The organism is Thermithiobacillus tepidarius DSM 3134, assembly GCF_000423825.1.
GTDB lineage: Bacteria > Pseudomonadota > Gammaproteobacteria > Acidithiobacillales > Thermithiobacillaceae > Thermithiobacillus > Thermithiobacillus tepidarius.
Genome location: NZ_AUIS01000033.1, coordinates 1 through 21,303 on the forward strand (window position 1 = coordinate 1; position 21,303 = coordinate 21,303).

The window sequence follows — 21,303 nt, forward strand, 5'->3', positions numbered from 1 at the left end:
TGGCCCAGCTCTCCGGGCAGATCGCGCCACGGGCTACCGGTGCGCATGATCCAGAGAACGGCTTCGACGAAGCGCCGGTTGTCCTTGGCCGTGCAGCCGGGATCACTCTTCTTGCCGGGCAAGAGTTGTTCAATGCGTGCCCACTGGTCATCTCGTAACATCGTCCGGTCCATCCTGACTCCTGTGCAAAAGTCAGGATATGACCATAATTCATCCGCTGTGAACAGCCCCGCGCCATGTCATTGACCGTGAACGATTTATTTGACCTCGGTTGCATATGGCATAACGCTTTTCGCTTGATTGAGAACAGACCCTAAGCATTTGGAACAAGATATGGGCTCACTCTTCTATCCCGTTTTCAAGAGAGCACGCCACCGTCCTATACGCAATGTGGCAGGGCCGAGACAAAGACCACACCATCTTGGAAGTGGACGCCATCGAGAAGAGTGGCGTAATGTTTCAGCTGAATGGGTGGCCCCCTCTAGATTCACATGCCTATGGCTCGATCATTGATGACCTGGAAAAATCCGGTGTGTCAAACGCAAAGAATCCGGACATATTTGGTTGCGAGAAGGGGTCAAGAAAAAATACAGCTGATGGCCTGCAAAAGAGAGAAAAGCAAAAGGAGAAAAGGGGTCAGGTCTCACATTCCTACATCCTTCTGCCACATCTGACCGTCCGACCTCCGCAAAAGGTGGAGATCCGGCGGCAGCAGTGTAGAGCGGTGTAGGAATGTGAGATCTGACCCCACTGACCCTTTTCACTGGCGTTTATGGCGAACGTTAGGCCGAATGCGCCCAGTAGCGGTGCTACTCATATCTCTAGAGCTAGATATTCCACCAGTTTATCATTCAACGCTTCTATAATTCGCGAAGGAGCAGCCCGGTGCAATCAAATGAACATCAACAAGATCTCACTGTAAAAGGTGAGTCCGTCGAGCGGATATATGGAAATTACCGAGGCATGCGGTACATCGTCAATAGGCGGTATCAACGAAAACTGGTGTGGACTCTTGATGAAAAGAGAAAATTTATTGATTCGATAGCAAGCGGCTATCCTGTCCCCATCATTCTTCTTGCGGAGAGCAGAAAGGGAGACAGGAATTTGTTTGACATAATCGACGGCATGCAAAGAATGAATGCAATCCTGGGCTTCATTGAAAACGAGTACTCCGTCGGCGACTGCTACTTCGACCTAAATACTATGGCTGATACGAAGTCTCTTCTTGATTCAGGCGTTCTTGTTCAAAAGGAGCCTGTTTTGCCAAGAGCCATGTGCGTAAGGATCGCCTCCTATACCGTTCCTCTTTCTATTTACGAATTCTCAGATAAAGGCGACGTGGATGAAGTGTTCCGCCGAATTAACTCCGGGGGCAGAAAGCTTTCTAGGCAGGAGCTCCGAATCGCAGGATCAACTGGGCACTTCGCACAGGCAGTCAGGCAAATAGCAAGCAAGATCAGAGGCGATTCATCTGCCACGGACGAGGTTCTGCTCAATGATATGAAAAAAATCAGCATCACGAATCGAGACCTGCCTTATGGAATTGATGTTGATGAAGTATTTTGGGTAAAACAGGGAGTTTTAACCAAGGAGCAGGTTCGTGAATCACGCGACGAAGAGATTGTGGCGGATCTTCTTTCGTTCATGTTGCTAGATCCGCCACCTTCTTCGCGTAGCGAATTTCTTGACGACTATTTCGGCTTCGGTGACGGTGATGCCTCAAGGCAGAGGCTTGAGGAAATTGAGTTGGCCGTTCAAAAGTACACGGTTGACGCCGCTTCGGCTGACTTTCAACGAGTGATTGATGAGTTAAAGGTGGTTCTTAATCGAGCCGATAGCACGTTCGGCCAGTTACTCTTCGGAACACAGCCGGCGCGGGCACCCCGCTATTTTCAGGTGGTTTTCCTCGCGCTTCATAAGTTGCTGGTGAAGGATGTCAAAGAGGTAGCGGACTACGATGCCTTAATTCGCCTATTGCGCGGAAGCGGTGGAGATATTCCGGTCCCCGAGGGCGGACGGTGGGGCTCTCAAGACCGAATCAACAGCGTCAACAGCACCGCAGGGAGATACGAGCCCGCGTTCAAGCCCGCCAATAAGTACGACCCTGCCCATGTGCGTTGGATAACTCAGCTTGAGAACATTCTCGCTCAGTCCTACACCGAGCAAGCGGCCTATGACTTCAAGCAGGGCTTCTTGCGGCTCGACGGGCCGAGATGTCTCGACGAGAACTCACTTGACAAGATCCTGAAAACGCTTGTGGGTATTGCTAATATAAAGAAGGGAACAAAGGGGTATGTTCTTGTTGGTATTGCTGATAGAGAGTGTGACTCCAAGAGAGTTCATGAGCTCTATGGAGTGGCGCCGCGGATTTATGAGAATTTCTTTGTGACGGGGGTTGAGCATGAAGCAAAGACGCTCGGCAAGACTCTCGATCGCCTGTTTCAGCTAGTGACGGAAAGAATCAAGGCATCCGCGATCTCGGAACCCCTGCGCGATTACGTCGCGCGTAACATCAAGCTAGTCAGGTATTACGACAAGTCTGTTTTTATCTTCGAGTCCCACGCACAAGAGGATCCATCGCACTTCGGTGGACTCTATCTGGTTCGCCACGGCAATGAATTGAAGCAGGTGCCGCCGGAGAACTATGGCGACCTTTTTCGGCGTTATCAGGCAGGGCTATAAGGAAGCGAGGTCAGGTCTCACATTCCTACACTCTTTTGCTATACTTCCTGCTTAGCCTGATCTTTGTAAGAATGTGAGGTGCGGCTGGCAGCGGTGCAGAAATGTGACCCGATCCCACTGATCGTTAACGATCTGAAACTTTGCCATCTGGCCCCTACCTGCGGCGGCTCTTGGATGGCCACGAGAGCATTCCATCAAGTTCTTTGAGAAGCGGCTCGTCGTCATCGTCCCCATGCCCTCGCTCATGTGCCGGTTTCATACTTTCGTTGAACCAGATGAGCGAGAGGCACTGATTCCATTCCCGCAGCAGAATGGCTTCTGCCGCCAGCAGCGGATGGTTCTTGATGCCGCCGTTGAACCACGAATGCGAAATGGGGTCAAGTCTAACATTCTTACATCCCCCTGTTACACCTACTGGCCCAACCTCCGCCAGAAGTTGCGACCCGGCTGGCAACGGTGTAGGAATGTTAGACTTGACCCCACTGATTCTCACTGGGACTGGCCGCCTGCGGCGTTCAGCCCCTCAACTCAAACATTAGGTCTCTACTCACCAAGGAGCGTTTATGCGTTTGCTATCTGTCGCTGCAGTTTCGCTGTTTGTCCTCTCGACAAATTTCGCTATTGCCAAGGGGCTTGGAGGTAACTTGGACTATTCCCTTCACTCGGAGGGACAAGAAGCCAAGCTAGTCCTGACAAACAAGCGTTCTGATACCCCCGCTACCGTCACGTCGGTAGCCATACTCCTGCCAGCGGGCGCCGGGAAGGAATCGAAACAGATTGCTGTCCCTATGTCGCAGGTCCACCCAATCTCGCTAAAAGCAACTATCCCCCTCGGCTCCGTATTGAATCTTGCTCAACAAATCGCTCCAGGCAAGAACACCTCCCAATTCAAGATGGTCTCAGTTTCTGAGAACAACAGTTGTACGAACTGTGATTCTGTTGGGTTCGCTCTTAAGATCAGCGTCGAGCACCCCGGCGGTGTCAAGCAAGACACCTTGACCGAAGCCTACCTTCACTACTTTGTGCGCTAAGAGACCTAACCTCTCGGCCAACACGGACCGCCTGCAAGCTGCGCTTGCAGGTTCCCTCCGCCGCTGCTCGGCTCCGGCGGCCGGTTACCTCAAACATTAGCAATCACGAGACTGTACATGCTGAACCTGACTTTTAATGAAGATCTAACAACAGCCCCAGCAGAAAATCAGCCTATTTTTGGAACCGAACCAAATTATCAACAAATAGTTACCCATCGGGCCGAAGCGACCGAGGAGCGCACGCGAAATGGGGTCAGATCTAACATTCTTACATCCTTCTGCTACACCTAATGGCCGGCCTTCGCACAAAGCTGCGACCCGGCTGGCCGCGGTGCAGGAAGGTGAGACCTGACCCCGCTGATCTTAGGGTTACAAGGAGGCATCATGGACTGCCAAGACGTGGGCAATTCACCGCGCAATTATTCGATACTCCTTCGCTGTATCGCTGCATACATCTTGATTGCCCAGTTGGCGTCAGTATTGTTTTTGGTGGCTCCGGCGGCCGCATCGCTTGGACGGCTCTATTTGGTATCTAGCGCGCTCTCCTTAATTCTTTACGTAATTGTTGCGTATGGCCTATGGTTACATCGCAAATGGGGAGCGTGGGGCTACATTGCAGTGACATTGGCTTTACAGCTGCTTGTGTTTTACTTCTTGGGTTATTTTGCCCCGGCAAATTTGCTGTTACCGATGGTCATGGTGCTTCTTATTCTTTCGAAGTACAAATGGTTGAAGTAACTCGTCATGCTATGCCGCGATGCGTTTTCGAGTGGATGATTCCGCTTGATGTTGCAACACAATCGGCATTTCGAAGGTAGTCCGAGGACGCGGGTTCAGTTCTCACATCCCTACACCCTGCTGCTATACTCCCAGCATGGCCCGACCCCTGCGACTCGAGTTTGCCGGTGCGCTTTACCACGTCACCTCCCGCGGTGATCGGCGCGAGGACATTTTCCTGTGTGAAGCGGACCGCCGTGATTGGCTGGATGTGCTGGGCACGGTTTGTGAGCGCTTCAACTGGGTGGTGCATGCTTTTTGCCAAATGACCAACCATTACCATCTGCTGGTGGAAACGGTGGATGGCAACCTGTCGAAAGGGATGCGTCAGTTGAATGGCTGGTATACGCAGCGTGTCAATCGTCGCCACGGCTTGGCTGGGCATCCTTTTCAAGGGCACTACAAGGCGATCCTGGTGCAAAAGGAGGCCTACTTGCTGGAGCTGGCTCGCTATGTGGTATTGAACCCGGTGCGTGCCAGGATGGTGAGCGCCATCGCCGATTGGCGCTGGAGCAGCTATCCCATGGTCATGGGACAAGAGCCGGCTGCCCGTTGGCTGGATGCCGACTGGCTGCTTGGCCAGTTCGCCACGGAGCGAAGCCAGGCGCGCCGGGCTTATCGGGAGTTTGTCATGCTGGGGATGGGGGCGCCGAGCCCATGGCAAGCCGTCCGGCATCAACTGCTGCTCGGCGATGACGCCTTCGTGCGCAGCCATGCGCAATCCCGAGGCGACGAGGTGCTGCGTGAGGTCTCAATGGCGCAGCGACGTGCGATCGCTTGGCCCCTTGAGGAGTACCGCGCCCGCTACCCGGATCGGGATGAGGCCATGGCCCGCGCCTACTTGTCGGGTGCTTATAGCATGGCCGCCATCGGGCAGCATTTCGAGGTGCATTGCATGACCGTGAGCCGCGCCGTGCGGAAACACGAGACCCGGCTGGCGACGCTGCAGGAAGCTTGGACCTGATCCTGCTGCCTCCCCCCGTGACTCCCGCGGGCGCCCCCGGTTGCAGGGATGCCACCTGCCATGCACCAGGATAAAGCGCCGCGGATACGCCCGCTCCGCGCGTAGACTATAATAGAAGATCGGGCATCGCTGCGCGGGCCGCCATGCCGCATCCATTGGACAGCAGGAGGGTGAAGCGATGATCACCAACAAGCAGTCCGGGACGACTGTGCACGAGGTTGCCGACGGGATCTACCGCATCAGCACGCCGGTAGCCCTGCCGGGCGGCGGTTTTTCGTTCAACCAGTATCTCATCGCCGACGATGAGCCGCTGCTCTTTCACGCGGGGCTGCGGAAGATGTTCCCGCTCGTGCACGAGGCGGTCGCAAGCGTCCTGCCGCCCCAGCGTCTTCGCCACATCGCGTTCTCGCACGTGGAGGCCGACGAGTGCGGGTCGCTCAACGAATGGCTTGCCGCGGCGCCGCAGTCCGCGCCTCTGTGCGGCACCGTCGCGGCGCTGGTGTCCATCAGCGACCTTGCCGACCGGCCGCCGCGCGCGCTCGCTGACGGCGAATCGTTGTCTCTCGGCAAGCACACTGTCCGTTGGTATGACACGCCCCACCTTCCGCACGCCTGGGAATGCGGCTTTCTGATGGAGGAGAGCACCCGGACGCTCCTGTGCGGCGACCTGTTCACGCAGGGCGGCGCTGACAATCCGCCCGTAACCGAGTCGGACATTCTCGGGCCCAGCGAGGCATTCCGCCGGCAGATGGATTATTTTTCACACACGAGGAACGCCCGCGCCATGCTGGAAAGATTGGCCGGTCTCGAGCCGACCACGCTCGCGTGCATGCACGGCAGCGCATGGCGCGGGGACGGCGCAAAGCTTTTGCACGCCCTGGCGGACGCGCTGTCTGCCTGAACCACGTCCAGCCTGGGCTTCAACTCCGTTTGCGCCGGGTGCGGCGCTCTGGCAGTTCTTCAAGCGCGCCGCGATGCGGGCATTGGCTGCGTTGCCGCTGGCGTATGCTGGTCATGCCGGCAGGCTTGGGAGTTGCCGGCGTGGTTGTGGCATCATGTGTCCTCTCGGCTGGTGGGAGATCCAGCCAATCCGCCAAGTGCCGACCCGGGCGCCGTCACGGAGCAATCATGGATATTCGCCTCGCTGCCGCCGATTCGGAGATTGCCGCCTGCTATCCCGTCATGCGGGAGCTTCGGCCGCACCTGGCGGCGGATGATTTTCTGGTCAGGGTGCGACGCCAGGAGCAGGCAGGCTACCGGCTGGTTTTCGTGCAGCAGCCGGATGGCGTGGTGGCGGTGGCGGGGTTTCGGCTGTGCGAAAATCTGGCTTGGGGGCGCTTTTTGTACGTGGACGATCTGGTCACGCTGCCTGCCCATCGCTCGCGGGGCCATGGCGCGAACCTGCTTTCGTGGCTCCGGGAGTACGCGGCGAAAGCCGGCTGCGCGCAGATGCACCTGGATTCGGGCATGCAGCGGAAGGATGCGCACCGCTATTATGCGCGGGAGGGCCTGTCAGCGACGGGGCTTCACTTTGCCGAGAAGATGGCGGATGCGGAGCATGCCAGCTCATGAGGCGCAGGGATGGGGGAATCGTGATCAGTCGCGAGTTCGCAGAAAAATTCGCAAGGCACTGGATCGCAGCGTGGAACGGCCATGACCTCGAAATGATCCTGTCGCATTACGCCGACGACTTCGAGATGTTCTCGCCGTATATCGCCCGGATTGCTGGAGAGCCGTCGGGAAAGCTCAGGGGCAAGGCCGCGGTAGCCGCATACTGGTCCGCGGCGCTGGAAAGAATGCCTGATCTTCGTTTCGAGCTGGTGGACATTCTGCTCGGGGTGGAAAGCGTCACGCTTTATTACCGCGGGGCGCGAGGGATGGCTGCCGAGGTGTTTTTCTTCGACTCCAGGGGCATGGTGATCAGGGCGTACGCGCATTACGCATAGCTTTCCTGCGGCCAGCCCGGACAGGGCGCCGTAGCCGCAGGGGGCGGCGCGGATGTCCCGAGCGGGAGGCATCAGCAAAAACATGGCATACGCGCTCCTTAAGTTCGCCCACGTCCTTGGCGCCATCCTGATCGGGGGAGGGTTGATCGGGGTCTGGCTGACCGACCTGCGGTCGCGCCAACTGCACGACTTGCCGCAGTTTTCGGAAGCGGTGCGGTATATTGCGGTCTTCTACGATGGGGTGGTGGTGCCAGGCGCCGTGCTGCTGCTGATTTCGGGAACGTGGCTGATCGCCCGGAACTTCGGCGGCTGGGATTTCATTAAAATTCCCTGGCTCGCCGGGATGGTGTTTCTGTTCGCCTTCGAGTTCATCGAAGGCAATACGGTGACGCGGCTGTACTTCATGCGCTTGCGGCGCTTGACGAAAGCGGCCTTGGCGGCGGGCGCTTTCACCCCCGAGCTGATGCGGGCGCGGGCCGAGCGCACGCCCACCTTTACGCATTTCCTTGATCTCCCCATGCTGTTTTTGATTGTCGCCCTGGGTGTCATCAGGCCGGATACCTGGCTTTTCTTTGGGGTCGGAGCGATGGTCGCCATCCTCGTTGCAGCGCTGCTTACCATCTGCATTCCCAGGCTGTATCCGTGGGGCTAGGCGCTACGGGACGCGGCTGAAGCTTCGATTGCGCCCAAACAGCCGAGCCATGCGGCCGGTGGCGCCGGCGCCTGAACCCGAACGTTCGGCGGACGGCCGTGGCTTCACTTGGCCTGCCGCTTCGCTCCACAATGTCGGACATCCGAGAGTATGTGCTGGCTTGGCCCGCTTCAGGCTGGCGCGAACCGGCGCGCGCCAGGGCGACGCTGGCGGGAGAGGGGGAATCGATGGCGTGGCCTGACCCGATGCGCGTGCAATGCCGCCGGCCGGCGATGCCGTTCGCGCTCCCGATGGCGGCAGTCGCACGCCCGCGGCAGACCTGAGCCATGGCCGCGGAATCCTCTTCCAAGGTGGTGGTGTACGCCGCGCTGATCGGCAACCTGCTGGTGGCGGTGACCAAGGCGGGGGCGGCGGCGTGGACCGGCAGCTCGGCCATGCTGAGCGAGGCCATCCATTCCTTCGTCGATACCGGCAACGAGATCCTGCTGCTCTACGGCATGCGCCGCTCCGCCCGCCGGCCCGACCCGGCTCATCCGCTCGGCTACGGCCGCGAGCTCTATTTCTGGAGCTTCATCGTGGCGCTGCTGATTTTCGCGCTCGGCGCCGGGGTATCGATCTACGAGGGCATCGGCCACATCCGGCGGCCGGAGCCGATCAGCGATCCCGTGGTCAACTACGTCGTCCTCGGGCTGGCCTTTCTGTTCGAGGGGGCGTCCTGGCTGGTGTCGCTGCGCCAGTTCCGCGCCGCCAAGGGCGCGCTGGGCTACTACGAGGCGTTCCGGCGCAGCAAGGACCCGCCCGCCTTCATGGTGCTCTTCGAGGACAGCGCGGCGCTGCTCGGCATCCTCATCGCCGCCTTCGGCACCTTCGCCGCGTCGAGCCTCGGCCGGCCGGTGCTCGACGGGGTCGCCTCGATCCTGATCGGCCTGGTGCTGGGCACGGTTGCCGTCCTGCTGGCCCGGGAAAGCAAGAGCCTTTTGATCGGCGAGCGCGCGGACAGCCGGCTTGGCGATGCCATTCTGCGCATCGCCGCGGAAGAGCGGGGCATCGAGAGCGCCAACGGCGTGCTGACGGTGCAGCTCGCGCCGGATCAGATCGTCGCGGCGCTGAGCATCGACTTTGCGGACAGCCTGCGTGCCCACGAGGTCGAGGCGGCCGTGCTCGCCATCGAGCAGAAGGTGCGGGCCGCGCACCCGAACGTGGTGGCGCTCTTCGTGAAGCCGCAGGCGCAAAGCATCTTCCGCGAATCCGTGCGCCGCCGCTTCGGCCCGTCGGCGGCGGGGCTCGGTGATGCGGGAGGAGAGCCGGAGTGACAGGCGGCTGTTGCCTGCGCGTGAGAGCCAAGGCCGGTTGACCATTGCTAATGCGCCTGTGGCTCAGTGCGGCGTTGCGGGACAGGGCGGCCGCCTTGCTCGCGAGCCAGCTCGCTCCCACGAGCCAAGCGCCCGCTCCGCGTCTGGCCTGCAAGACGGGCGGTGCCTGGCACAAGGGCCTTATCGCGGCGCGCGCCGCAAGCACTCCATCAAAACGACAGTCGGGGAGGGCTATAAAGAAAGCGTTTCTGGCGCAACCCTACGAAAGTCCCAGGCATGCCCGCGCCCAATCAGGTATTTTGCGTCAGCAATACACCTGTTGCTCTAATCGAAACCGCATCATACAAGACCTGGGGCGCGGCGGGCCTTGGCTGCCGCGAGAACCTTGCATACCCCTCAACCCATTCGGCCCGGCTTGGCATGATCTCGTTGGCTTCGCAGGAGTTTGCATGCAGCGTAGTTTTTTTGTGGTCGTATGGCCGGCCATGCTGGCGCTCGTGGCTGGATCCCAGCTCGCCCGCCTGTCGTTCGGCGTGCCCGCCGGGAGCGGGCAGCCACGCGATCGCTTCCGCAACCCATTCTCCCACGCCGGGGCGTGGCTGCTCCTGACGTTTCTCATGCTGAATCCGGGCCAGGTACGGGCCGCGCCGGATGCCGTGTTCGAGCGCGTGGCCGCGCAAGCCCGGGCCCTGGCGCAGGCGCCTTACCGCGCGCCGGCGCAGATTCCGGCCGCCCTGCGCACGCTCAGCTACGATCAGTATCGGGACATCCGCTACCGTCCGAGCCAGGCGCTGTGGAAGGCCGAAGGGCTGCCCTTCCAGGTGCAGTTTTTCCACCCGGGGCTCTTTTTCACCCACAGCGTGCAGATCCACGTGATCGAGGCGGACGGCACGCGCGAACTGCCCTATGCCGCCGGGCGCTTCGACTTCGGCAAGAACCGCCTGGACCCGTTGCCCGGTGATCTCGGCTATGCGGGCTTGCGCATCCACGCGCCGCTGAATCGGCCGGATTATTACGACGAGCTGGCGGTCTTCCTCGGCGCGAGCTACTTCCGCTCGCTCGGGCGGGGCGAGCACTACGGGCTGTCGGCGCGCGGCATCGCCATCGACACCGCCGCGCTGGGCGGCGAGGAGTTTCCGGCATTCCGCGAGTTCTGGCTGGTCAAGCCCCAGCCCGGCGCGCGCCTGATCACGCTTTACGCCCTGCTCGACGGGCCGAGTCTGAGCGGCGCCTACCGCTTCGACATCACGCCCGGCACGAGTACGCAGATGGCGGTGCGCGCCCGGCTCTTCTTCCGCCGCACCCCGCAGGTGCTCGGCATCGCGCCGCTGACCAGCATGTTCTGGCACGGGGAGAACAGTTGGCGGCACTTCAACGATTTTCGGCCCGAGGTGCACGACTCCGACGGCCTGGCCATCGTCGGCGGCACGGGCGAGCGCATCTGGCGGCCGCTGAGCAATCCGCAGGCCCTGCGCGTGAGCGCCTTCCAGTTCGAGCGGCTGCGCGGCTTTGGACTGGTGCAGCGGGACCGCGATTTCGACCACTACCAGGATCTGGAGGCGCACTACCACCAGCGCCCGAGCGCCTGGGTGACGCCGCAGGGCGAGTGGGGCGCCGGCGAGCTGCGCCTGGTGGAGATCCCGACTCCCGACGAGACCAACGACAACATCGTCGCCTTCTGGATGCCCAAGCGCCTGCCGCAGGCGGGCGGGCAAATGGAGCTGGCTTACCGGACCGACTGGGGCTACCGGCCGGCCGAGCAGCCCGCGGGCGGCTACGTGCTGGCGACCCGCCGCAGTCCGGGGGACCACGCGGGCGGGCGGCGCTACATCGTCGACTTCGCCGGCGGCGAGCTCGATAAGCTGGCCACGGCGCCGCAAGGGGTGGTCACCGTGGGCGCGGGCGGCAAGCTGCTCAAGCAGCAGGTGGAAAGAAATCCGGCGACGGGCGGCTGGCGCCTGAGCTTCCAGGTGCAGCCGCCCGCCGCCGGGCCGTTGGAGCTGCGCGCCTTCCTGAAGCAGGGCGCGCGTACCTTGACCGAGACCTGGAGTTATCTGGAATCATGACCCACAGCCAAGACAACGCGCAGTTTCTGTTCGAATCATCTTTGCCGGGCGGGGAGGGGAGTGGGGTGGCCCACGCGCCTGCAGCGCCCGCCAGCCGGTCGGGCGAGCCCGCCGTGCGGCAGCTTGCCGGACTGCCGTCCGGCGGCGTGGCGCCCGAGGCGCATTTGCGGGAGCACCTGGACGCATGGCTGGGCGAGGCCGGGGTCACCCGCCTGCAAGGTGCGCCGCTGCCCGTCGTCCCGGCCGCCGTGCCGTCGGAGATGCCGCCGCAGGCTTTGGAGCTGGCGCCCTGGCGTCACTGGGCCCTGCGCCTGTGGCGCCGGGGACGCCAGGCCGTGTTGCGGGAGGAGGTGCGGGCGTGAGGGCCTGCACGGCGGCGCCGGCTTGGCGCGGTGCCGCCATCCGGCGGCGCATGGCCCTGGCCGCCCTGATCCTGCTGCCCGACATTTACGCGACCCAGCTCGTGGCCGAGGCGCTGCCGCCGGACATGCATCCGCTGCTGGGCGGCGCCTATCTCGGCCTCTTTGCCCTGTTGTTTGCCTGGATATCCATGGGCTTTTGCATCGCCGCCGCCGGCCTCATGCTGCACCTGCGCCGCGAGCCCTACGCCATCACCCGCAGCCTGCGCCGCCCCGGCCCCGCGGCGCCGTCCGCGCGCACGGCCATTCTCATGCCCATCTATCACGAGGAGCCGGGGCGCGTCTTCGCCGGACTGGAGACGATGTACCGACTGCTCGACGAAAGCGGGCAGCTCGAGCAGTTCGACTTCTTCGTTTTGAGCGATTCGCGCGACCCTGCCGTGTGGCTGGCCGAGGAGCAGGCCTGGGGCAGCCTGTGCCGCAAGCTCGATGCCTTCGGGCGCATCTACTACCGCCGGCGCGCGGTCAACAGCGAGGGCAAGGCGGGCAACATCGCTGATTTCTGCCGCCGCTGGGGCGCGGCATATCCTTATTTCATCATCCTGGATGCCGACAGCCTCATGACCGGCGACGCCATGCTCGCCCTGGTGCAGATGATGGAGCGCAACCCGCAGGTCGGCCTCATCCAGACCCTGCCGTTCACCGTCAACCGCAGCACCCTCTTTGCGCGCGCGCAGCAGTTCACCAACCGCGTGCACGGCCCGGTGTTCGCCGCCGGCCTGCACTACTGGCAACTGGGCGACGGCAACTACTGGGGCCACAACGCCATCCTGCGCACCGCCCCGTTCATGGCCCATTGCGGCCTGCCGGAGCTGCCCGGCAAGGCGCCCCTGGGCGGCCACATCATGAGCCACGACTTCGTGGAGGCCGCCCTGCTGCGCCGCACCGGCTGGGAGGTCTGGCTGGCCTACGATCTGCCGGGCAGCTACGAAGAATCGCCGCCGACCCTGATCGACTACCTGGCGCGCGACCGGCGCTGGTGCCGCGGCAATCTGCAGCATGCCAAGCTGCTCCTGGCCGCCGGCCTGCATCCCATGAGCCGGGCGCACTTCGCCAACGGCATTCTCGCCTATCTGACCGCGCCGCTGTGGGCCCTCCTGCTCCTGTTCGGCACCCTGATCGCCGGGTGGGCGGCCATCGGCAGTGCCGAAGCGGAGAGCGCCGTCCAGCACCCGGGCGGCATGCTGGCCGCCGCCGTCTTTGTCTGCACCCTGCTGCTGCTCCTGCTGCCCAAGCTGTTCGGCCCGATGCTGATCGCCCAGGATCCGGCCGCCCTGCGCCGCTTCGGCGGACAGGGCCGGCTCGCTGTCGGCGTGGTGCTGGAGATCGTCCTCGGCACCTTGATGGCGCCGCTTTTGATGATGGCCCACAGCCGCTTCGTGCTGGGCACGCTCCTGGGGCGCGACACGGCCTGGGGGGCCCAGTGCCGCGCCGATCGGGATCTCGACTGGCGCGAGGCTTGGGGCCACTACCGTCTGGAGACGGGGCTGGCGCTTTGCTGGGGCTGGCTCGCCTGGCACCTCGATCCGCTTTTCTTCGCTTGGCTGTCGCCGGTGCTGCTCGGCCTGCTGCTCGCCGCCCCCCTGGCCGTCTTGAGCAGCAGCGTCACTTTGGGCACGCGGCTGGCGGAGCTGGGGATCTGGCTGATTCCGGAAGAGAGCCGCCCGCCCGACGCCCTGCGGCGGCTGCGCACGCTCCTGCGCCAGCAGCCCGCCAGGCCGATGGGAGGGCTGCAGGAGCTGCTCGCGGATCCGGTGGCCACCGCCCTGCACCTGACTGTCCTGCAAAGCGGCGCGGCCGGGCTACGGCCTGCCGACGGGTCGGCCGCCGCCCTGTGCGAGCGGGTGCTGCGCGAGGGCGCGGCGGGCTTGAGCACGGAAGAGCAGGTGCAACTGCTGGCTGATCCGCAAAGCCTGATGCGCCTGCATCAGGCGAGCAGCGCCGCCGCGCCGTCGCCGGCGGCCGGCGCGCCGGTCTTCGTGGCTTAGGGTCCCGGCTGCGCGTCACGCCGCGCTCAGGATCAGCGCTTCGCGCTTGAAATCGATCTCCACCCGGAAGGCGCGCAGGAAATTGAGCCCCAGCAATCCGTCCACCCGCACGCCCATCCGCTGCACCTGCGACAGATCCAGGGCGCAGGCCGGCAGGTCGGCGGCGCGGGCGCTGCCCAGGCGCAGGCTGTCGATCTTGACCAGGCGAATGCGGCCGACCATGCCCACCCCGGCGCCCACGCCGATGCGGCCGACCATCTCCGGCAGTGCAAGCTGCTTGGCCACTTCCTCGGTCACGCAGGTCAGGGTGGCGCCGGTATCCAGCACGAATTGGAACGGGCCCTGGTCGTTGATGTAGACGGGCACCAGGATGACCGTCTCGCCGGGCCCGGCCCATTCGAAGCGGACCTCGCCCTGTGCCGGCGTGGGTGGTGCTTCGACGCGGGCCGGGAGATTGTCGCCGCAGCCGGCCAGCAGCGCGGACAGGAGCAGGAGCGCAGCCCATTTCATAAATCCTCCCGGTGAATTATGCTGGCGGCCGGCGCGGCAGGCGCCGCGTTCCCTGGGACCGCCGCATTTGCGTATTTGCCTGGATTTATAGCACCCCGCCATGACGCTGCCCATCCTCTTTCAGGACGACCACTTCGTCGCCATTCACAAGCCGGCCGGGCTGCTGGTGCACCGGACGGCGCTGGACGCCCATGAGCGGCGCTTCGCGCTGCAATTGCTGCGCCGGCAGCTCGGCCGGCGCGTCTACGCGGTGCACCGCCTGGACAAGGGGACGTCCGGCGTGCTCCTCTTCGCGCTGAGCCCCGACACCGGCCGCGCCTTGAGCGGCATGTTCGAGCGGCAGATGGTGCACAAGCGCTATCTCGCCGTGGTGCGCGGCCATCCGCCGGCGGCGGGGGAGATCGACCACCCGTTGACCCGGCGGCTGGACGACGTGGAACTCAACGGCGCGCCGGCCGAGAGCGGCCCGCAGGCGGCGCTGACCCGCTTCCGGCGGCTCGCCGCCTGCGAGCTGCCCCATCGGGTGGATCGCTATCCCAGCAGCCGCTACGCCCTCGTCGAGCTGGAGCCGCTGACCGGCCGCCGTCATCAGCTGCGCCGGCACCTGAAGCACATCAGTCATCCCATCATCGGCGATTCCACCTACGGCAAGAGCGGGCACAACCGGCTTTTCCAGACGCTCTTTGCCTGCCGGCGCATGCTGCTGGCCTGCGTGGAGCTGCGGCTGACGCATCCGGTCACCGGCGCGCCGCTGACCCTCAGCGCGCCGCTGGCGGCGGATTTCGCCGGGCTGCTCGCGGCGCTGGGCTGGGCCGCCCAGTTGCCGCCGCACTGGCTGCCCGCTGGCGACGCCGCGCCGCTCGCCCGCAACGCCGATGCGCCAGGCGTGGTCCAAGCATGAGGCACCTGGCGGAGGCGAACGGATGCGCGGATTGAGGCCATGGTTGGGTCTGGCGGGCTGGCTGGCGGTGACTTTCGCGGCCGCTGGCTTCGGCGCGCAGTTCAGCTCGCCGGCCTGGTACGAGAGCCTGCAGCGGCCGCCCTGGAGCCCGCCCAGCGCGGTTTTCGGGCCGGTGTGGACGATGCTCTTCCTGCTCATGGCCTTGGCCGCCTGGCTGGTGTGGCGGGCGCACGGCTTTGCCGGCGCGCGCATGGCGCTGTCGCTTTACCTGCTGCAGCTCGTCTTCAATGCCGCCTGGTCCTGGCTTTTCTTCGGCCAGCGGCAGATCGCCCTCGGCTTTTGGGACATCGTGCTGCTGTGGCTGCTGATCCTGGCGACCCTGCTGCTCTTCTGGCGCAGGCGGCCGCTGGCCGGAGCATTGTTGCTGCCGTATCTGCTGTGGGTCGGCTATGCCGGGGCACTGAATTTCGCCATCTGGCGGCTGAATGCTTGAGACGGGTCCGGAGGAGAGCTTGACGGCAGGCATGGACGAGCTGCTGGCGGCGCTGGAACGCCTCTACCAAGAGGTGGACCGCCGTGCCTCGCTCTTGGACGGCCAGCACGGCGAACGCCTGCGCTGCCGGCGCGGCTGCACCGCCTGCTGCGTGGACGAGATCAGCGTCTATGCGGTGGAGGCGGAAAACATCCGCCGTCATCACGGCGCGTGGCTGGCGACGGCGACGCCGCACCCGGCGGGCGCCTGCGCTTTTCTGGACGAAGCGGGGGCGTGCCGCATCTACGCCCAGCGCCCCTACGTGTGCCGCAGCCACGGCTATCCGCTGCGCTGGCTCGACGAGACTGAAAGCGGCGCGGTGGAACTGCGCGACATCTGCCCCCTGAACGAGGCGGGGGAGCCCATCGAGACATTGCCGGCGGCCTTGTGCTGGACCATCGGTCCGGTCGAAGAGGCATTGGCGAAACTGCAGTACTTGGCGGACGGCGGCGCCATGCGGCGGGTGCGGTTGCGGACGCTGTTCGGCGAAGCGACCGACCCCAAGCGGTGACCGGCGCGCTTCGCGGCGCGCGCATTCGGTGCTATCGTCAATCCGTACGGGCGGGCTGGCCGCCTTATTCCCTGAATCGACAGGAGGGTGCCATGGCGGAACATGACAAGGGCAGCGGCTTCTCCCGGCGCCGTTTTCTGCAGGCGCTCGGCGGGCTGGCGGCTTCGGCCGGGATGCTGGGTTTTCCCGCCATCGCGCGGGGGGCATTGCCGTTCACCCTGCCCCGGCTGCCTTATCCCGAAAACGCGCTGGAGCCGGTGATCTCGGCACGCACCCTGGGCTTTCATTACGGCAAGCATCACCAGGGCTACGTCAACAACCTCAACAAGCTGGTGCAGGGCACGGCGCTGGCCGATGCGCCGCTGGAGGCCGTCATCCGGGAGACGGCCGGCAAGCCGGAGCAGAGCGCCATCTTCAACAACGCCGCCCAGGTCTGGAACCACACCTTCTACTGGCACAGCATGCGTCCCAAGGGCGGCGGCAGGCCGAACGGGCGGCTGGGTGAGCTGCTCGCCGCTTCCTTCGGTTCCTACGAGCAGTTCCGCAAGGCCTTCGCGAACGCCGCCGTCGGCCAGTTCGGCAGCGGTTGGGCCTGGCTGGTGCAGGATGGCGGCCAGCTCAAGGTGGTCAAGACGCCCAACGCCGAAACGCCCCTGACCGGCGGCATGAAGCCGCTGCTCACGCTGGACGTGTGGGAGCACGCCTACTACCTGGACTATCAAAATCGCCGTCCCGAGTACGTGGAAGCAGTCATCGACCGGCTGCTCAACTGGGAGTTCGCGGCGCGCAACCTGGCCTGAGCCGATCGGCTTGGCGCTGCGCCCCTTCCTTGACCCGGCTCGCAGATGGTCTAAAAGCTTAGAAGAAGGGCCGCCTTGCCGGGTACGGACTCGGAGGCCGGCAAGCCGCATGTCGGGAGGAGCCTTGCAGTCGATCAAAACGTTTGCCGCCTTGTTATTCATGTTTTGCTGGAGCGCGGCCTGGGCCGCGGAGGCTGCCCGGGTGACGGTGCCGGTCAAGCCGATCCAGGTGGGCCCGCACAGTTATTACGTGCAAGGCCTGCCGGGCAGCCCCTCGGCCGAGAACCAGGGCTACATGTCCAATGCCGGCTTCGTCATCACCCGCGACGGCGTGGTGGTCTTCGACGCGCTCGGCACGCCGCCCCTGGGCGAGCGCCTGATCCAGGAAATCCGCAAGCTCACCAAGCAGCCCATCAAGCGCGTGATCGTGAGCCACTACCACGCCGACCACATCTACGGCCTGCAAGCCTTCAAGGCCGTCGGCGCGGAGATCTGGGCGCATCGGGACGGGCAGCAGTACCTCAACAGCGAGGTCGCTGAGCAGCGCCTGGCCCAGCGGCGCGAAGCGCTCTTCCCCTGGGTGGACGAAAACACCAAAACCCTGCCGGCGGATCGCTGGCTGGACGGGCCGCTGAGCTTCACCATGGGCGGGCTGCACTTCGACCTCATGCACCTGGGCCCGGCCCACTCGCCCGAGGACCTCGCCATGTTCGTGCGCGAGGACGGCGTGCTCTACTCGGGGGACGTGGTCTTCAAGGGGCGCGTGCCCTTCGTCGGCAGCGCGGACACCAGGCAATGGCTGGCGGCGCTGGACAAGATCGCGGCCATGAAGCCCAAGGTCTTCGTGCCCGGCCACGGCGAGGCGGCGCGGGACGCCTTGGAGACGATCCGCTTCACCCAGGAATATCTCACCTTCGTGCGAACGGAAATGGGCAAGGCGGTAAAGGACCTGGTGCCCTTCGACGAGGCCTACGCCACGACTGATTGGAGCCGCTACCGGAACCTGCCCGCCTTCGACGCCACCAACCGGGCCAACGCCTACAACATCTACCTGCAGATGGAGCGGGAGAGCATGTGAACGGCCGTACGGCCGTTCAGCCAGTCACCAGATTCCGCGGCATGCCGGCCAGGAAGGCGCGAATGTTCGCGGCCAGCTCGTCGACCATGCGCTGGCGTGCCTCCCGGCTGGCCCAGGCAATGTGGGGCGTGACGATCAGTCTGGGAACGTCGGGCGCCAGCAGCGGACTTCCATGCACCGGCGGCTCCTCGGCCAGCACGTCCACGCCGGCGCCGCCCAGCCGCCCGGCGCGCAGGGCGGCGGCCAGCGCCGCCTCGTCCACGATGCCGCCGCGGGCGGTGTTGACGAGCAGGGCGTCGGGTCGCATGCGGGCCAGCGCGTCGGCGTCGATGAGTCCGCGCGTCTCCGGGGTCAGGGGGCAGTGCAGGCTCAGCACGTCCACTTGTGGCAGGAGCTCGCGCAGCGGCAGGCGTTCCGTCCGCGGCTGCGCACCGGGCCGCTGCGCCACCAGGACCTCCATCCCGAATGCCTCCGCCACCCGCGCCACCGCTTGGCCGAGGGTGCCGAAGCCCACGATCCCGAGGGTCTTGCCGGCCAATTCCTGGAAGCGATGGTCCAGGAAGCAGAACTGGCCGGCGCGGGCCCAGGCGCCGGCCATGACATCGCCATGGTAGTCGAAGAGCCGGTTGCGCAGGGCCAGCATGAGCGCAAAGGTATGCTGCACGACGCTGGGCGTGGCGTAGTTGCGGACGTTGCACACCGGGATGCCCAGCGCGCCCGCCGCGGCCAGATCCACGTTATTGGTGCCGGTCGCCGCGATGCAGATCAGCTTGAGCCGCGGCGCTTGGCGCAGGGCCTCGGCGCTGATCACGGTCTTGTTGCTGATCACGATGTCAGCCGCCTGCAAATGGTCGTTCAATGCCTCGGGCGGGGTGCGCGGGTGGAATTGGCAATGCGGGGAGAGCTCGCGCAACGGGCCGAGGTCCAGATCCTCGGGAAAGAGCGTTTCCAGATCGAGAAAGGCGATTTTGAGCGTGCTGGCTGTCGCTGCGGCGTCATGTGCATGCATGTGTGGCTCCTGGCGTTCGTCCCGGTGCGGCGGGCCGCGCGTAAATGCGTTGGAATAAGCGTTCAAGTCGGGCATAAGTCTTATTGAAGGGTATTATGGCCCACTATACTGTTCTCCAGAATGTTTTTTCTGTGTGCGATGTGAGGTAGACTATGTCGGACAGGAGAGGTACCGAAGCGGTCATAACGGCGCCGACTCGAAATCGGATGGGGGTTAACAGCCCCACGTGGGTTCGAATCCCACCCTCTCCGCCACATCCCATTTCTCTCATCCTGCATCCGTTTCTGCTGCACACAGCTTTTTGACCGGCTTTCGCCGAAGCAAGCATTTTCTCCAGCCAAGGAGGTGCATCGTGAGCAGAAGTCTCAATTCCAGATTTTTGACCCCGTGGCTTGCCGTGGCGCTCAGCGCCGGCCTGCTGGTCGGCTGTGGCAAGAAAGAGGAGCCTGCCGAATCGACGGAAGGCACCGCGACGGCTCCCATGGAAAGCCCCGCACCCATGACGCCGCCTGCCGATACCGGCGCGCCGGCTGGCGCGGGCGGCACGGGAGCCGCTGACACGACCGGCACCATGGGCGGCGGCACCGGCATGGGCGGCGGCGCGGCCGGCACCGACATGAACGGAACGGGTGCGGCGGGCGGCGGAACCGCGGGGAGCGCAACCGGCGGCACCATGGGCGGTGCCGCAGGCGGTACCGGGGCGGCTGGTGATACGACGGGCGGCACCGGCACCGGCGGCATGAGCGGCGGCGCAACGGGCACTGGCAGCGCAGGTGGCGGCTAAACCGGCTCCGGGCTTCCACTTTATCCGGCCCATCACAGGTTCTGCTGTATCCTGTAACGAAAAATTTCGTTGAAGAAACGACTTGTCCACAATCAGAGGAGGTGCAACGTGAGCAGAAGCTCTAATTCCACGCTTGTGACGCGATGGATTGCCGTCGCGATGGCTGCTGGTTTGCTGGTGGGTTGTGGTAAGAAAGAGGAAGCGACCGAAACGCCGGCCGAGACCGGCGGCATGCCGGCGGCCGAAAGCCCCGCGCCCGCTGCTCCTGCTGCGGAAGCGCCGGCGACTGCCGCCCCTGAGACGAGTCCCGCACCGGCGGCCCCGACCGGCGCCGAAGGCACCACTGGCGCCACCGGAACGACGGGTGGGGCTGCCGACACCACCGGCGCCGCGGGCGGTGCTACCGGAGCAGCTGGCGCGGCAGCCGGTGGCGGCACTCAGACCGCCAGCGCTGGCGGTGATGCTGAGGCCCTGATGAAGCAGTCCGACTGCTTCAGCTGCCACTCCGTGGACCAGAAGATGGTCGGTCCCGCCTATGCTTGGGTTGCCTACAAGTACAAAGGCCAAAAGGACGCCGACGTGAAGCTGGCGCAGAAGATCAAGGCTGGCGGCGCGGGCAATTGGAACGCCCTTACCGGCGGCGTGCCCATGCCGCCCCATCCCCAGCTGACCGACGCCCAGGCCAAGGCCATGGCCGACTGGGTCCTGAAGCAGAAGCCGGTCGAGCCGCCGAAGGCCTGAGCTCGGCGCTTGCTGTTGCAGAAAACCCCCGGTTGGACAACCGGGGGTTTTTTGTTGGAGCGAGCACGGCCCGCGAAGCCCGCATGTCAGGCGCTGTCCTTCAGTCGTTCGATGCCCAGAGCCTTGAGCATGTATTTTTCGTAGACGGGTTCGGAGGTGCCGGCCTTCATTTTGCGGATGAAGTATTTTTCGAAGGCGATCTTGGCCAGGTGCACCCACTTGCCCTGCTTGAACCAGTTGACGTTGCGCGGCGGGATCTGCGGCAGCGCCACGAAGGCGGCGCCGGTGTCGCCCATGTCGGCCAGGCAGATGGCGTTCCAGGTGCCCTGCGCCTGGACCGGGCGGCCGGCCAGCTCGTCGCGCAGGTTGTGGACGATGGCGGTGACCATCGACTCGATCATGTAGCCGGTCTTCGGCGCGCCGGTCGGCACCGGCGTGGCTTCCACCGGCGGGATGGCGATGCCGACGCCGGCGGCGAAGATGTTGGGATAGCGCGGGCTGCGCTGGTGCGCATCGACCAGCACGAAGCCGCGCGGATTGCACAGGCCCGCCACCGCCGCCACCGCGTCCACGCCCTTGAAGGCCGGCAGCATCATGGA

General features: G+C 64.3%; 22 protein-coding genes, 1 tRNA gene and 1 pseudogene. 20 read left to right on the forward strand and 4 right to left on the reverse strand.

What is annotated here, in order from left to right:
• On the reverse strand, positions 1-173 hold a 173-nt coding region (locus G579_RS17485), incomplete at its 3' end, for a transposase (RefSeq protein WP_038019932.1).
• 712 nt (positions 174-885) lie between these two features.
• On the opposite strand from G579_RS17485, the gene G579_RS0112435 reads away from it, so the two are divergent.
• From G579_RS0112435 to mdoH, 12 genes are all read left to right on the forward strand, one after another.
• Entirely contained in the window at positions 886-2,682 is a 1,797-nt protein-coding gene (locus tag G579_RS0112435; protein WP_028990438.1) for a DUF262 domain-containing protein, read from the forward strand.
• Positions 2,683-3,245: 563 nt separating this feature from the next.
• Complete coding sequence (locus G579_RS0112440) at positions 3,246-3,713, forward strand: hypothetical protein (RefSeq protein ID WP_028990439.1); 468 nt, start codon at positions 3,246-3,248, stop codon at positions 3,711-3,713.
• 384 nt (positions 3,714-4,097) lie between these two features.
• Positions 4,098-4,451 carry a hypothetical protein gene (locus G579_RS0112445; RefSeq protein ID WP_028990440.1) on the forward strand — a complete coding sequence of 118 codons (354 nt, stop codon included), beginning with the start codon at positions 4,098-4,100 and terminating at the stop codon, positions 4,449-4,451.
• Positions 4,452-4,587: 136 nt separating this feature from the next.
• Positions 4,588-5,454 carry a transposase gene (locus tag G579_RS0112450; RefSeq protein WP_028990441.1) on the forward strand — a complete coding sequence of 289 codons (867 nt, stop codon included), beginning with the start codon at positions 4,588-4,590 and terminating at the stop codon, positions 5,452-5,454.
• Positions 5,455-5,632: 178 nt separating this feature from the next.
• Complete coding sequence (locus G579_RS0112455; protein WP_028990442.1) at positions 5,633-6,355, forward strand: MBL fold metallo-hydrolase; 723 nt, start codon at positions 5,633-5,635, stop codon at positions 6,353-6,355.
• Between the two features lie 227 nt (positions 6,356-6,582).
• The gene (locus G579_RS0112460) at positions 6,583-7,026 is read left to right on the forward strand and encodes a GNAT family N-acetyltransferase (RefSeq protein ID WP_028990443.1); all 444 of its coding nucleotides are present in this window, start codon (positions 6,583-6,585) and stop codon (positions 7,024-7,026) included.
• A gap of 20 nt (positions 7,027-7,046) precedes the next feature.
• Positions 7,047-7,400 carry a nuclear transport factor 2 family protein gene (locus G579_RS0112465; RefSeq protein ID WP_028990444.1) on the forward strand — a complete coding sequence of 118 codons (354 nt, stop codon included), beginning with the start codon at positions 7,047-7,049 and terminating at the stop codon, positions 7,398-7,400.
• An 82-nt stretch (positions 7,401-7,482) separates the two neighbouring features.
• Positions 7,483-8,052, forward strand: coding sequence for a DUF2269 domain-containing protein (locus tag G579_RS17490; protein WP_028990445.1), 570 nt, complete (start codon positions 7,483-7,485; stop codon positions 8,050-8,052).
• A 326-nt stretch (positions 8,053-8,378) separates the two neighbouring features.
• Complete coding sequence (locus tag G579_RS0112475) at positions 8,379-9,365, forward strand: cation diffusion facilitator family transporter (protein WP_028990446.1); 987 nt, start codon at positions 8,379-8,381, stop codon at positions 9,363-9,365.
• A 449-nt stretch (positions 9,366-9,814) separates the two neighbouring features.
• The gene (locus tag G579_RS17495; protein WP_211218741.1) at positions 9,815-11,431 is read left to right on the forward strand and encodes a glucan biosynthesis protein; all 1,617 of its coding nucleotides are present in this window, start codon (positions 9,815-9,817) and stop codon (positions 11,429-11,431) included.
• Positions 11,428-11,793, forward strand: coding sequence for a hypothetical protein (locus G579_RS19235; protein ID WP_028990447.1), 366 nt, complete (start codon positions 11,428-11,430; stop codon positions 11,791-11,793). The genes G579_RS17495 and G579_RS19235 overlap by 4 nt, the downstream gene beginning before the upstream one ends.
• Complete coding sequence (mdoH, locus tag G579_RS17500) at positions 11,790-13,838, forward strand: glucans biosynthesis glucosyltransferase MdoH (RefSeq protein WP_051181592.1); 2,049 nt, start codon at positions 11,790-11,792, stop codon at positions 13,836-13,838. Before G579_RS19235 ends, mdoH begins: the two co-directional genes overlap by 4 nt.
• Positions 13,839-13,853: 15 nt before the next feature.
• Here the strand turns inward: mdoH and G579_RS0112495 are convergent, their stop codons facing one another.
• Positions 13,854-14,348, reverse strand: coding sequence for a retropepsin-like aspartic protease family protein (locus G579_RS0112495; protein WP_028990448.1), 495 nt, complete (start codon positions 14,346-14,348; stop codon positions 13,854-13,856).
• A gap of 100 nt (positions 14,349-14,448) precedes the next feature.
• On the opposite strand from G579_RS0112495, the gene G579_RS17505 reads away from it, so the two are divergent.
• The 5 genes from G579_RS17505 (at position 14,449) to G579_RS0112520 (ending at position 18,170) form a co-directional block, all read left to right on the forward strand.
• Positions 14,449-15,249 carry a pseudouridine synthase gene (locus G579_RS17505; RefSeq protein ID WP_038019928.1) on the forward strand — a complete coding sequence of 267 codons (801 nt, stop codon included), beginning with the start codon at positions 14,449-14,451 and terminating at the stop codon, positions 15,247-15,249.
• 31 nt (positions 15,250-15,280) lie between these two features.
• A complete protein-coding gene (locus G579_RS0112505) occupies positions 15,281-15,742 on the forward strand; it encodes a TspO/MBR family protein (RefSeq protein WP_211218742.1) in 462 nt (153 codons plus the stop codon).
• Positions 15,735-16,292 carry a YkgJ family cysteine cluster protein gene (locus G579_RS0112510; RefSeq protein ID WP_081662781.1) on the forward strand — a complete coding sequence of 186 codons (558 nt, stop codon included), beginning with the start codon at positions 15,735-15,737 and terminating at the stop codon, positions 16,290-16,292. Before G579_RS0112505 ends, G579_RS0112510 begins: the two co-directional genes overlap by 8 nt.
• A 92-nt stretch (positions 16,293-16,384) precedes the next feature.
• On the forward strand, positions 16,385-17,092 hold the full coding sequence (locus G579_RS0112515) for a superoxide dismutase (protein WP_028990451.1): 708 nt from the start codon (positions 16,385-16,387) through the stop codon (positions 17,090-17,092).
• Between the two features lie 124 nt (positions 17,093-17,216).
• Entirely contained in the window at positions 17,217-18,170 is a 954-nt protein-coding gene (locus G579_RS0112520) for an MBL fold metallo-hydrolase (RefSeq protein WP_211218743.1), read from the forward strand.
• A gap of 16 nt (positions 18,171-18,186) precedes the next feature.
• On the opposite strand, the gene G579_RS0112525 is transcribed toward G579_RS0112520, so the two are convergent.
• Entirely contained in the window at positions 18,187-19,179 is a 993-nt protein-coding gene (locus G579_RS0112525; protein WP_051181594.1) for a 2-hydroxyacid dehydrogenase, read from the reverse strand.
• Between the two features lie 162 nt (positions 19,180-19,341).
• Here G579_RS0112525 and G579_RS0112530 point away from each other — a divergent pair.
• The 3 genes from G579_RS0112530 to G579_RS17515 all read left to right on the forward strand — a co-directional run bounded on the left by G579_RS0112530 (position 19,342) and on the right by G579_RS17515 (position 20,704).
• Positions 19,342-19,433: transfer RNA gene (locus G579_RS0112530), tRNA-Ser, on the forward strand.
• A 98-nt stretch (positions 19,434-19,531) separates the two neighbouring features.
• A complete protein-coding gene (locus G579_RS18360) occupies positions 19,532-19,963 on the forward strand; it encodes a hypothetical protein (protein ID WP_155989859.1) in 432 nt (143 codons plus the stop codon).
• Positions 19,964-20,437: 474 nt separating this feature from the next.
• A complete protein-coding gene (locus G579_RS17515) occupies positions 20,438-20,704 on the forward strand; it encodes a c-type cytochrome (protein ID WP_081662782.1) in 267 nt (88 codons plus the stop codon).
• Between the two features lie 86 nt (positions 20,705-20,790).
• On the opposite strand, the pseudogene G579_RS0112545 reads toward G579_RS17515, so the two are convergent.
• Positions 20,791-21,303, reverse strand: a pseudogene (locus G579_RS0112545) (NAD(P)/FAD-dependent oxidoreductase); the annotation flags it as partial.

What these genes read in the sequence shown, in the direction of transcription:
- G579_RS0112515 (WP_028990451.1), top strand. Translation starts at nt 16,385, where the DNA reads ATGGCGGAACATGACAAGGGCAGCGGCTTCTCCCGGCGCCGTTTTCTG.
- G579_RS0112445 (WP_028990440.1), top strand. Translation starts at nt 4,098, where the DNA reads ATGGACTGCCAAGACGTGGGCAATTCACCGCGCAATTATTCGATACTC.
- G579_RS17490 (WP_028990445.1), top strand. Translation starts at nt 7,483, where the DNA reads ATGGCATACGCGCTCCTTAAGTTCGCCCACGTCCTTGGCGCCATCCTG.
- G579_RS17495 (WP_211218741.1), top strand. Translation starts at nt 9,815, where the DNA reads ATGCAGCGTAGTTTTTTTGTGGTCGTATGGCCGGCCATGCTGGCGCTC.
- G579_RS17505 (WP_038019928.1), top strand. Translation starts at nt 14,449, where the DNA reads ATGACGCTGCCCATCCTCTTTCAGGACGACCACTTCGTCGCCATTCAC.
- G579_RS0112475 (WP_028990446.1), top strand. Translation starts at nt 8,379, where the DNA reads ATGGCCGCGGAATCCTCTTCCAAGGTGGTGGTGTACGCCGCGCTGATC.
- G579_RS0112495 (WP_028990448.1), bottom strand. Translation starts at nt 14,348, where the DNA reads ATGAAATGGGCTGCGCTCCTGCTCCTGTCCGCGCTGCTGGCCGGCTGC.
- G579_RS0112440 (WP_028990439.1), top strand. Translation starts at nt 3,246, where the DNA reads ATGCGTTTGCTATCTGTCGCTGCAGTTTCGCTGTTTGTCCTCTCGACA.
- G579_RS0112460 (WP_028990443.1), top strand. Translation starts at nt 6,583, where the DNA reads ATGGATATTCGCCTCGCTGCCGCCGATTCGGAGATTGCCGCCTGCTAT.
- G579_RS0112450 (WP_028990441.1), top strand. Translation starts at nt 4,588, where the DNA reads ATGGCCCGACCCCTGCGACTCGAGTTTGCCGGTGCGCTTTACCACGTC.
- G579_RS0112455 (WP_028990442.1), top strand. Translation starts at nt 5,633, where the DNA reads ATGATCACCAACAAGCAGTCCGGGACGACTGTGCACGAGGTTGCCGAC.
- G579_RS0112525 (WP_051181594.1), bottom strand. Translation starts at nt 19,179, where the DNA reads ATGCATGCACATGACGCCGCAGCGACAGCCAGCACGCTCAAAATCGCC.
- G579_RS19235 (WP_028990447.1), top strand. Translation starts at nt 11,428, where the DNA reads ATGACCCACAGCCAAGACAACGCGCAGTTTCTGTTCGAATCATCTTTG.
- G579_RS17515 (WP_081662782.1), top strand. Translation starts at nt 20,438, where the DNA reads ATGAAGCAGTCCGACTGCTTCAGCTGCCACTCCGTGGACCAGAAGATG.
- G579_RS0112510 (WP_081662781.1), top strand. Translation starts at nt 15,735, where the DNA reads ATGCTTGAGACGGGTCCGGAGGAGAGCTTGACGGCAGGCATGGACGAG.